Origin of the sequence: Vreelandella stevensii S18214 (assembly GCF_000275725.1) — a bacterium.
In the GTDB taxonomy this organism is placed as follows: Bacteria; Pseudomonadota; Gammaproteobacteria; order Pseudomonadales; family Halomonadaceae; genus Vreelandella; species Vreelandella stevensii.
Genome location: NZ_AJTS01000010.1, coordinates 166,578 through 176,762 on the forward strand (window position 1 = coordinate 166,578; position 10,185 = coordinate 176,762).

The window sequence follows — 10,185 nt, forward strand, 5'->3', positions numbered from 1 at the left end:
AAGCTCAGTTCAGGTAATCGAAGACCTTGACGATGCGCTGAATGCCGGCCACGCCGGACGCAGCATTGACGATTCGGTCGGCTTCCTCACGAGTGACCATGCCCATCAGGTACACGGTGGCATTCTCGGTGGTGACTTTCAGCTTGGAAGAGTCGATCTGATCATTGGTGGCAAGGTGGCTGATGACATTGGTGGTCAACCAGGTGTCGGCCAGACGCTGGCTGGCGGGCAGGTTGGCGGCAATGGTCAGTTCGTTGTGCAGCTGATTGACGCCGCGCAGGTTGGAGGCCACGTTGCCTGCCATGCTTTTCAGCTCGTCGCTGGGTACCTGCCCAACCAGAAGCAGGGTGCCGTTGTAGCTATGGGCGCGAATCCGCGCATCACCCAGCCGAGCATCGGCGCGTGACAGGGAGCGCTCCGCTTCGCGTTCGATGGTGGCATCCACGGCTTGGACATCGCTGCTGCGCTGGCCGTAGTTGGAGGGGTTGGAGCCGCTGTTGTTGGCACAGCCGCTGAGCAGCACCGCGCCGCACAGCGTAGCGACCAGAAGGGAGCGAGAAGCAAAACGTAGGGCCATTGAGATGACTCCTTTATCGATATATTCCGTTGACCTGAATGCGCTGTCAGGCAGCGCCGCCAAACAGCTGTTCGTCAATTAAATCACACAGGCAGTGAATCACCAGCAAGTGGACTTCCTGGATGCGAGCCGTCGAGGTGGCGGGGACGCGAATTTCACAGTCGTCCTGGCCGAGCAGCGACGCCATGTTGCCACCGTCACGGCCTGTCAGAGCCACCACCGTCATGTCGCGATCATGGGCGGCCTGGATGGCTTGCACGATATTGGCTGAGTTGCCGCTGGTCGAGATGGCCAGCAGGACATCGCCCGGTTGCCCCAGCGCACGAATCTGTTTGGAAAATACTTCGTTGTAGCTGTAGTCGTTGGCGATGGAGGTAAGCGTCGACGTATCGGTAGTCAACGCCAGCGCAGGCAGGCTGGGGCGCTCGCGTTCGAAGCGGTTGAGCAGTTCTGAAGAGAAGTGCTGGCTGTCGCCTGCGCTGCCGCCATTGCCGCAGGCCAGGATCTTGCCTTCATTGACCAGGCACTGAACCATCATTTGGCTGGCCACTTCGATAAACGGTGGTAGCACCTCGCTGGCATAGGTTTTGGTGTCAATGCTGGCATTGAAGTGGTTGAGAATGCGAGATTGAAAGTCCATCAGGGCTTCCCGGTTATAGAGTATTAATAAGCGTCAAATGCCGCTTGTTCCCATTCGAACGTCAGCGCGGGCGGCATGCCTGTGATCGCTAGAATATCAAAGCGGCAGGGGCAGTCGAGGTCGTGCCTTGCAAGATAGAGCATGGCGGCGCGTACCAGTCGGCGACGTTTCTGTGCCGTCACGGTCTCCAGCGGGTGCCCGTGCTCCGTGGTGGCGCGATGTTTGACCTCGATAAACACCAAAGTATCCCGATCATACATCACCAGGTCCAGTTCGCCGCCCTTCACATGGTGGTTGCTGCTCACCAGTCGAAGGCCTTGCTCCTGCAGCCATTGAGCGGCGATTCGCTCAATGGCTGCTCCTCGGTAGCGTGCGCTTTGCGGGCTACGGCTCATTGCCCAAGAGGCCTGGGATCAGGATGGGGGCGGGAGTGCCGTTCTGGAATTTTGCCCAAGGGAGTTCACGGTGAATGCGGCCGTCGCTGGCCAATGACATGCGACCGGTGCTGCCGTTAAGGCCATTGATGTCCGAGAGGTCCGACATGCGTTTGGCCAGCTCGTAGGCATCGACGCCCATGGCCATGAGGCGGAACATGGAGGCGTCGGACTCGTCGCGCAGCTGCTGGTAGGTAGCGTAGAAAGGCAGGACTTCTTCTCCGCCGACAGCCGCATCAGGAATCTGCCAGGGGATGTCCATGAACATGACGTCGTTGAGGTCCTGGTCCAGACGAGTCTGTCGGCGGCCTTCATGCAGGTGCGAGGTGGCGTAGATCGGCAGGTCAGGGGCGTAATAGTAATCCATGGTGGGCGGTACCTGGCGTGCATAGTCAGGTAGGGCGAGCAGGAACAGGGCGTCGATGTTACCCAGACGAGCCCGTTCGCCGCTGACATTCAGCGCTGTTTGTACCGCATTGGACACCGGGCTGCTCGGGTTGTAGCGCACGGCATTGGTGACTTCTCCGCCCAGACGCTGGTACTCGTTCCAGAAGGCTTCGCCTACTCGGCGGCCCCAGTCATTATCCGGCACCATGACGGCTACCTGGCGGTGCCCGTCCTGATAAGCACGGCGAGCTGCCTGGCGCGCTTCGTCTTCCGCTGACAGGCCATACTGCAGCAGGCGCTGGGCCTGGTTACTGGAGTTGTGCCCATAGTTGAGCGCCAGCGTAGGAAGTGGAACGCTGTCGCGCTCCTCCAGCTGGGTCACCTGCTCCTTGTCGAGTGGGCCGATCAATAGCTGTGCGTTCATTTGTTCGGCACGGCTGTAGATTTCATCCAGAGAGTACTGGGAGGCGTCGATGAAGGTCAGCTGTACGCCATCATTGCTGATTTCGTTGTGGCGGCGCATGGCAGTGGTCAGCGTGCTGGCCACGCTGCTCAGAGGGCCGGATTCCGGCAGGGCCACGGCAATGCGTCGCACATCGGTGCCTTCCAGCTCCGGCAGTGCGACCTGTACCTCGTCAGGACGCTGATCCAGCGCTTCCTGGGCCCATTGACGGCGCTCTGCCAGCGTTTGCTGCTGGTTGGCTTGCATGGGCAGCTCATCATCCAGCACTTGCGTGGCGCGCAGGACCGCTTGCGGGTCGTTCATGCCGCGGGCCAGTTCCGAAAACAGCATGGCCCAGCGTAAACGGTCAGTATCGCCCAGCTGGGCTTCGTCGATGCTGCTGGCGGCTTCGAAGGCACTTTCTCGCTGGCCCTGGCGGGCCAGGATGTTGGCCGCTTCCAGGCGCGTTTGGGCCGCCTGTTCGGGAGCCTGCTGCTCTGCCTGGCTGAGCAGTCGTCCTGCGTCCTGATCGGGGGCTCGGTCAACGACGCTGGGCGGCTGCATGGCACACCCGGTGATGAGAAGTGCCATGAAGGCAGTGGCCAACAGGCCACGAAGTGACTGTTTCATGTATCCTTCCTTAGTTTCCATTTGCGCTGTCGCGGCCTATGAGCAGGTTGATCTCACGTTGAGTAAGCATAGCGCACCGTCAGGGCAAGCTATTAATAAATCGGGAGTCACGATGACACACCAACCTCCGGGCACATTGTACGTGGTTGCTACGCCAATTGGGAATTTGGACGATCTGTCGCCTCGCGCCGCTCGGATACTTGCCAGTGTGGCGCGCATCGCCGCCGAGGATACGCGCCATAGCGGACGTTTGTTGGCCCATCTGGGGGTCAATACCCCCATGATATCACTGCATGAGCATAACGAAGTGCAGCGCGTGGATAGCCTGGATCGTTATCTTGTGGCAGGGGAAGACATCGCTCTGATCAGTGATGCCGGCACGCCGCTGATCTGTGATCCGGGATTCGTGCTGGTGCGCGAGCTGCGTGCGCGTGGGCGTCATGTGGTGCCCTTGCCCGGTCCTTGTGCCTTGATCGCGGCGCTGTCGGCGGCTGGCCTGCCCACGGATCGCTTCACCTTTGGCGGTTTTTTGCCTGCCAAGTCCAGTGGCAGGCGCCAGGCGCTGGAGCGGTGGGCGGCCCGGGAGGAGACGCTGGTGTTTTATGAGTCGCCCCATCGTATCCTGGCGACGCTGGAGGCGCTGGCAGAGCAGATGCCCGAGCGCAGCGTGGTGCTGGCCAGGGAGCTGACCAAGACCTTCGAGACGTTTTTGCAGGGAACGCCTGTGCAGCTGCTGGAACAGATGGAGCAGGATGCCAATCAGACGCGTGGTGAGTTCGTGATCGTCATTGCCGGAGCGGCGCCCGTCGAGCAGGGTGACGAGCAGGCTGTAGAGGCGGATGCTCTGCTGGCGGCGCTATTGGCCGAGGGTATAGGGGTCAAGCAGGGAGCGGCGGTGGCGGCGCGATTGATGGGGGGGCGCAAGCAGCAGTGGTATGCCAGATTGCAGGCAATCAAAGGCGAGCATTGAGGCCAGGGCGGGGCGCTGGTATGCTTGCCGCCGGAGTTGGCCAGACAGTCGCCGCTAATATGCTCGCAAGAGCCGTTGGGGGAGGAAAGTCCGGGCTCCATAGGGCAGAGTGCCAGGTAACGCCTGGGCGGCGAGAGCCGACGGAAAGTGCAGCAGAGAGTAGACCGCCTAAGCTTCTGACATCAACCTCAGGAGCCGGTAAGGGTGAAAGGGTGCGGTAAGAGCGCACCGCGCGCCTGGTAACAGTGCGTGGCATGGTAAACCCCACTCGGAGCAAGACCAAATAGGGACCCAATGGCGTGGCCCGCGCTGGGTCCGGGTAGGTTGCTTGAGCGCTGTGGTGACGCAGCGCCTAGAGGAATGACTGTCCACGACAGAACCCGGCTTATCGGCCGACTCCCCATTTCCATGAAAGGCGTGCTGGGCACGCCTTCCCAAATCTTGTGTGAGAGTAACATGCCTTCTGCCGACGCCGATCAGGTCGCTTCCCGTTTTCGTCACACCAGTGTGTTATTGGACGGGGCCGTCGATGCGTTGATTCACGATCCCGACGGTGTCTATCTGGACGGCACGTTTGGCCGCGGGGGGCACTCGCGTCTCATCCTGTCGCGGTTGAGTGAGCAGGGCCGTTTGTTGGCCATGGACCGTGATCCTCAGGCCATTGCCGCCGCTGAAGAGATCACCGACTCGCGTTTTCAGATTACCCGGCGTGAATTTGCGCGGCTGGCGGAGTTCGCCCAAGAGCAGGGCGTGCATGGTCGTCTGTCAGGCATCCTGCTGGATATCGGCGTGTCGTCGCCGCAGCTGGACGATCCCGAGCGTGGTTTCAGCTTCATGCGCAATGGCCCGTTGGACATGCGCATGGACCCCACGCAAGGTGAGAGCGCTGCGAGCTTTCTGGCCCGGGCTAGCGAGTCCGAGATTGCCAGTGTCTTCAAGACCTACGGCGAAGAGCGCTACGCCAAGCGGCTGGCCAATGCGGTGGTCAAGCGGCGCGTTGAGCAACCCTTTACCCATACCGTGGATCTGGCCGAGGTCCTCAAGGCAGCCCACCCCGCCTGGGAGAAGGGCCGACATCCGGCAACCAAAGCGTTTCAGGGGCTGCGCATTTACCTCAACGGCGAACTGGAGCAGCTGGATAGCGCGTTGGACGCAGCCCTGGAGGCCTTGGCGCCGGGGGGGCATCTGGTGGTCATTAGCTTTCATTCGCTGGAAGACCGCCGTGTCAAACGCTTCATCCGCCACCATGTCCGGGGAGATACCCACTTGCCGCGCGGCGTTCCCATCCGTGATGATCAGTTGAATCGCCGTCTCGAAGCCCTGGGCAAAGGAAGTCGCCCTGACGATGAAGAAGTGGATGCCAACCCGCGTGCCCGCAGCGCCGTCATGCGTGCTGCCCGTAAGCGAGCGTGATCATGAGTCTCGAGCGCTTCGAACGATGGCTATCCACGCTGCAGGCCGAGTGGCCATTTCAAGTGCGCCTGCGTCTCTGGCCGCTGGTGTTGATCGCGCTGTTTGTATTATGCCTGTTGACCGCCTTGTCGGTGGTGATGACCACCCACATGACTCGGGTACAGTTTGCCGAGCTGCAGCGTCTGGAGCAGGAGAAGAACCAGCTGCAAACCGAGTGGGGGCAGCTGTTATTGGAAGAGGGTGCCTGGTCGACACCGGCACGCATCGAGCAAATTGCCACGGAACGGCTAGAAATGCGTATTCCAGACGTCAACGATGTTGAGGTTATTCGTCCATGAGACGCGAAGGTCGGGGAGGGAAGTCCCGTCAATATCCCATTGCACCGCCCTTGGCTGGCGGTCGTTTCTTTTTCATCTTGCTGGTGGTAGGGCTGGCCTCTGCCATTCTAATCGGTCGTATCACGCTGCTCCAGGTCATCGACCGGCCCTTTTTGCAAAGCCAAGGGGACGCGCGCACCCTGCGTCATGAAGCCATTCCGGCGCACCGCGGTATGATCACCGACCGCAATGGGGAGCCACTGGCCATCTCGACGCCTGTGGTGACCCTGTGGGCCAATCCGCAAGAGTTGCCTGGCGATGCCATTCAGCGAGTCATGCTGGCCCAGGCGCTGGGGATGTCGTTGGATGATTTCGATGCCCGGGTCGCGCGCTTTGCCAGTCGAGAGTTCATGTATCTGCGTCGCCATATGACCCCGGAAGCTGCCCAGCGAGTGCTGGATCTGCGTACCCCCGGGGTGTATCCGCAGCGGGAATACAAGCGCTATTACCCGGCTGGGGAAGTGGTGGCCCAACTGCTGGGCGTCACCAACGTCGATGACGTGGGCCAGGAGGGGCTGGAGCTTGCTTATCAACCTTACCTGGCAGGTCACCCCGGCCAGCGGCGCGTCATCAAGGATCGGCGGGGTCGTTTGGTGCGTGAGCTGGGGGTGATCCGTGATGCCCAGCCAGGGGGCGAGCTGACGCTTTCCATCGACCAGCGCATTCAGTACATGGCCTATCGTGAGCTGCGCGCTGCCGTGACCGAACATGAGGCAGACGGCGGCGTGCTGGTCATGATGGATGCACGCACGGGCGAGGTGCTGGCCATGGCCAATCTGCCCTCCTACAATCCCAATAACCGCGCCGGACTCGACCCTCGGGGGCTGCGTAATCAGGCCCTGGTGGATGTCTTCGAGCCTGGCTCGGTCATGAAGCCACTGGCCATGGCAGCCATTCTCGAAAGCGGCGTGTTCGACCGCGATGTGGTGGTCGATACCTCACCGGGCTGGATGCGCATCGACCAGTTCACCATCCGTGATATCCGTAATTACGGGCAGTTGGATCTGGCGGGTATTCTGGAAAAGTCCTCCAATATCGGCATGTCGCGGCTGGCGCTTCAGCTCAGCGATACGGCGATCTGGGAAAAGTACAATCAGTTGGGCTTTGGGCAGGGACCGGGCACCGGTTTTCCTGGCGAGTCCACGGGTAGTCTCCCGGCGCCGGTGCGGTGGTCGCGCAGTGAGCGTGCGGCGCTCTCCTATGGCTATGGCTTATCGACTTCTGCGCTGCAGATTGCCAGTGCTTACACGGCATTGGCCAACGGCGGCGAGCGCCTGCCGCCCTCGCTATTGAGGTTGTCCGAACCTCCCCCTGGTATTCCGGCTATTTCGCCCAGCGTTGCAGATGATCTTCTGGACGTGCTGGAAACGTCCGTGGGAGCCTACTCTGGTGGGCGTCGTGCGCGGGTCGAGGGCTACCGGGTAGGTGGCAAGACCGGTACGGTACGCAAGACCGGTCAGCAGGGTTACGCCACGGATGCCTACCGCAGCGTCTTTGCTGGCATTGCCCCTATCTCTGATCCGCGCATCGTCACGGTGGTGATGATCGATAACCCCCAGGCGGGGCAGTTTTATGGCGGGGCAGTGGCGGCCCCCGTATTTTCCAGCGTCACCGGCAACGCGCTACGTCTGCTGGATGTGCCGCCCGATCATGACGTTGAATAGCTTTCAAGGAGTAGGCATGACTGTGAGCCTCGACCAGTTTCGGGCCGCCCTGAAGGCGGTGTGGCCGGGTGCCGACTTGCCCGAGCTGCCACCGCTGCCCGTGTCGCTCGATCTGGTGACCGATTCGCGCAAGGTGGCAGAAGGGAGTGTCTTCGTGGCGGTGCCCGGTAGCCAAGGGGATGGCCGTGAGTATATCGACCAGGCGCTGGAGGGCGGTGCCTCGCTGGTGCTGGCGCATACGCGGCAGGCCGAGCTGACGCTGCAGGGCAAGGTGCTTTCGTTGCCTCATCTGGCACTGCGGCTGGGTGAGCTGGGGCGCTCGCTTTATCAAGTGTCTGATGGCCTGGAGGTAATCGCAGTTACGGGAACCAACGGCAAAAGCTCGGTCACGCATTATATCGCGGCATTGAGTGAGCTCCTGGGCACTCCGGCTGGAGTGATAGGTACTCTGGGCGTTGGACGCCCGGGGCAGCTAATGGATACCGGGCTGACCACGCCCGGGCCGCTGGCGTTGCAGGCTACTCTGGGGCAGTTAGGCCGCCAAGGTGTCCAGCGCGTGGCGCTGGAGGCTTCCTCCCACGCGCTGGACCAGCACCGTCTGGAGTCAGTGAACGTGACGGTCGGCGTGTTCACCAATCTGACCCGAGATCATCTGGACTATCACGGCAGCATGGCGGCCTATGCTGCCGCCAAGGCCAAGCTGTTTCGTCGTTCCGAGCTGACCCTGGCAGTGGTCAACGGTGACGACCCCTTGGCTCGGCTGATGCTGGCAGGGTGCGAATCCCATGTGCGTGTGCTGGCGACGGGCAGCGATGAGGCGGTAACGCTGCGTATCCTCGATTGGCATCCGTTGGAAGCCGGTCAGCAGGCTCTGATTGCCACGCCCGAGGGCGAGAAAGCGCTCGAATTACCGCTGCTGGGGCGCTTCAACCTGGATAACGTGCTGCTGGCCATCAGCGTGTTGTACGGGCTGGGCGAGTCGCTGGACGCGCTATTCGAGGCGGCAGCCAAGTTGAGCCCGGTGCCGGGTCGTATGACGCGCTTTGGCGGGGGCGAAGCACCTTGTGTGGTGGTGGACTATGCCCACACCCCTGACGCGCTGCAAAATGCGCTGGAAGCCCTGCGCGACCATTTGGGGGGGCAGGGAAAACTGTGGTGCCTGTTTGGCTGTGGTGGTGAGCGCGATACCGGCAAGCGTTCGGAAATGGCCAAAGTGGCCGAACGTCTGGCTGACTGTGTGGTGGTGACCGATGACAACCCCCGCCGTGAATCTGCCGCCCAGATTCGTCAGCAAATTTTGGCGGGTTTTCACGAGCCGCAGCGGGTGAAAGAGATTGGTGATCGGCGTCAGGCCATCCTGCATGCCGTGGCTCAGGCAGGTCCTCAGGATGTGGTGCTGGTGGCTGGCAAGGGCCATGAAGCATATCAGGAAATCGAGGGCGTTCGACACGCCTACCAGGATGATGAGCAGGTGCAGCAGGCCATTCGGGCGCGAGGTGGCTGCTGATGTGGACCCTTGGCGGAGTGGCTGCGGCGATGGGTATTCCGTTGGCAGACGATGCGACTGACGTGTCGATCAGCCAGGTAGTGACGGACACTCGCCAGATCGTGCCGGGTTGCCTGTTCATTGCCTTGAAAGGCCCACGCTTCGATGGCCACGATTTCGTCGAGCAAGCCCGAGAGCAGGGCGCCGTAGCGGCACTGGTGGAGCATCCCGTGGATAGCCCGCTGCCGCAATTGTGCTGCCCGGATACTCGGCTGGGATTAGGGCTGTTGGCGGGCGCATGGCGGCGACGCTTTACGCTGCCGCTGGTGGCGGTCACGGGGAATAGCGGAAAAACCACGGTCAAGGAGATGGTGTCTGCCCTGTTGGCGCCACTCGGTGAGGTGTTGGCGACCATCGGCAACCTCAATAACGATATTGGGGCGCCGCTGACGCTGTTGCGTCTTGGGCCGCAGCACCAGGCGGGTGTCATCGAACTGGGGGCCAATCATTTGGGTGAAATCGCCTGGACGGCCGGGTTGGCGGCCCCCAGGGTGGTCATCATCACCAACGTGACGGGCGCTCATGTAGGTGAGTTTGGTGGCATGGGGCAGATTGCCCAGGCCAAGAGCGAAATTTTGTCCGGGCTCGATCAGGATGGCGTGGCCATCATCAATGCCGATGATCGCTACTTTCCTTTCTGGGCGGCCTGTGCGGCCCCCCGCCGAGTGGTCAGCTACGGGGTGCAGGGCAATGCGGACGTAAACGCTTCGGCTCTTTCCTGCGACTCACAGGGGCGTTATGCTTTCACGCTCGTTGTCGACGGTGAGCCGTTGGGGCGCGTAGCGCTACCTCTGATCGGCAAGCATAATGTCAGTAACGCCCTGGCTGCCGCCGCTGCCGCACTGGCGTTGAATGTCCCCGCTCCGCAGGTCGTGGCTGGGCTGAATCGGTTGTCGGCATTGCAGGGCCGCATGAACGTGGTGCCCGGTATTCGTGGCACGACGCTGTTGGACGACACTTACAACGCCAACCCTGGCGCGGTCAAGGCAGCTCTGGATGCCCTGGCGAGCTTTCCTGCCCCTCGCTGGTGCGCCCTGGGCGCGATGGGGGAGCTGGGGGATGAGTCCGACCGGCTACATGCTGACGTGGGCGCTTATGCTGCGTC

Annotated in this window: 10 protein-coding genes and 1 other RNA gene; 7 read left to right on the forward strand and 4 right to left on the reverse strand. The window is 61.7% G+C overall.

The annotated features are described in order from the left end of the window. Positions 1 to 4: 4 nt before the first annotated feature. From HSS18214_RS0101255 to HSS18214_RS0101270, 4 genes are read right to left on the reverse strand one after another with little or no spacing between them, the layout of a single operon-like run. The gene (locus HSS18214_RS0101255; RefSeq protein WP_016913506.1) at positions 5 to 577 is read right to left on the reverse strand and encodes a BON domain-containing protein; all 573 of its coding nucleotides are present in this window, start codon (positions 575 to 577) and stop codon (positions 5 to 7) included. Positions 578 to 623: 46 nt separating this feature from the next. Beyond that, entirely contained in the window at positions 624 to 1,217 is a 594-nt protein-coding gene (locus tag HSS18214_RS0101260) for a phosphoheptose isomerase (RefSeq protein ID WP_016913507.1), read from the reverse strand. Positions 1,218 to 1,240: 23 nt separating this feature from the next. Further along, positions 1,241 to 1,612 carry a YraN family protein gene (locus HSS18214_RS0101265; protein WP_016913508.1) on the reverse strand — a complete coding sequence of 124 codons (372 nt, stop codon included), beginning with the start codon at positions 1,610 to 1,612 and terminating at the stop codon, positions 1,241 to 1,243. Then, positions 1,602 to 3,110: a penicillin-binding protein activator gene (locus HSS18214_RS0101270; RefSeq protein ID WP_016913509.1), complete on the reverse strand. Its 1,509-nt coding sequence runs from the start codon at positions 3,108 to 3,110 to the stop codon at positions 1,602 to 1,604. Before HSS18214_RS0101270 ends, HSS18214_RS0101265 begins: the two co-directional genes overlap by 11 nt. Positions 3,111 to 3,222: 112 nt before the next feature. On the opposite strand from HSS18214_RS0101270, the gene rsmI reads away from it, so the two are divergent. The 7 genes from rsmI to HSS18214_RS0101300 all read left to right on the forward strand — a co-directional run. Then, positions 3,223 to 4,080, forward strand: coding sequence for a 16S rRNA (cytidine(1402)-2'-O)-methyltransferase (gene rsmI, locus HSS18214_RS0101275; protein ID WP_026001644.1), 858 nt, complete (start codon positions 3,223 to 3,225; stop codon positions 4,078 to 4,080). A 32-nt stretch (positions 4,081 to 4,112) separates the two neighbouring features. Continuing rightward, positions 4,113 to 4,484: RNase P RNA component class A (gene rnpB / locus HSS18214_RS18455), an RNA gene on the forward strand. A gap of 52 nt (positions 4,485 to 4,536) precedes the next feature. Beyond that, positions 4,537 to 5,493 carry a 16S rRNA (cytosine(1402)-N(4))-methyltransferase RsmH gene (rsmH, locus tag HSS18214_RS0101280; protein WP_026001645.1) on the forward strand — a complete coding sequence of 319 codons (957 nt, stop codon included), beginning with the start codon at positions 4,537 to 4,539 and terminating at the stop codon, positions 5,491 to 5,493. Between the two features lie 2 nt (positions 5,494 to 5,495). Continuing rightward, a complete protein-coding gene (gene ftsL, locus HSS18214_RS0101285) occupies positions 5,496 to 5,831 on the forward strand; it encodes a cell division protein FtsL (protein WP_016913512.1) in 336 nt (111 codons plus the stop codon). Further along, positions 5,828 to 7,534, forward strand: a complete 1,707-nt coding sequence (locus HSS18214_RS0101290) for a peptidoglycan D,D-transpeptidase FtsI family protein (RefSeq protein WP_026001646.1) — start codon at positions 5,828 to 5,830, stop codon at positions 7,532 to 7,534. Before ftsL ends, HSS18214_RS0101290 begins: the two co-directional genes overlap by 4 nt. 16 nt (positions 7,535 to 7,550) lie before the next feature. Continuing rightward, positions 7,551 to 9,041 (forward strand): UDP-N-acetylmuramoyl-L-alanyl-D-glutamate--2,6-diaminopimelate ligase, encoded by a 1,491-nt coding sequence (locus HSS18214_RS0101295; protein ID WP_016913514.1) that lies wholly within the window; start codon positions 7,551 to 7,553, stop codon positions 9,039 to 9,041. After that, positions 9,038 to 10,185, forward strand: a 1,148-nt coding sequence (locus tag HSS18214_RS0101300) for a UDP-N-acetylmuramoyl-tripeptide--D-alanyl-D-alanine ligase (protein WP_026001647.1), incomplete at its 3' end; no start/stop codon positions are given. The genes HSS18214_RS0101295 and HSS18214_RS0101300, both read left to right, overlap by 4 nt.

Coding starts and splice junctions, on each gene's coding strand:
- HSS18214_RS0101260 (WP_016913507.1), bottom strand. CDS start 1,217: ATGGACTTTCAATCTCGCATTCTCAACCACTTCAATGCCAGCATTGAC.
- rsmH (WP_026001645.1), top strand. CDS start 4,537: ATGCCTTCTGCCGACGCCGATCAGGTCGCTTCCCGTTTTCGTCACACC.
- HSS18214_RS0101270 (WP_016913509.1), bottom strand. CDS start 3,110: ATGAAACAGTCACTTCGTGGCCTGTTGGCCACTGCCTTCATGGCACTT.
- HSS18214_RS0101255 (WP_016913506.1), bottom strand. CDS start 577: ATGGCCCTACGTTTTGCTTCTCGCTCCCTTCTGGTCGCTACGCTGTGC.
- HSS18214_RS0101265 (WP_016913508.1), bottom strand. CDS start 1,612: ATGAGCCGTAGCCCGCAAAGCGCACGCTACCGAGGAGCAGCCATTGAG.
- ftsL (WP_016913512.1), top strand. CDS start 5,496: ATGAGTCTCGAGCGCTTCGAACGATGGCTATCCACGCTGCAGGCCGAG.
- HSS18214_RS0101290 (WP_026001646.1), top strand. CDS start 5,828: ATGAGACGCGAAGGTCGGGGAGGGAAGTCCCGTCAATATCCCATTGCA.
- rsmI (WP_026001644.1), top strand. CDS start 3,223: ATGACACACCAACCTCCGGGCACATTGTACGTGGTTGCTACGCCAATT.
- HSS18214_RS0101295 (WP_016913514.1), top strand. CDS start 7,551: ATGACTGTGAGCCTCGACCAGTTTCGGGCCGCCCTGAAGGCGGTGTGG.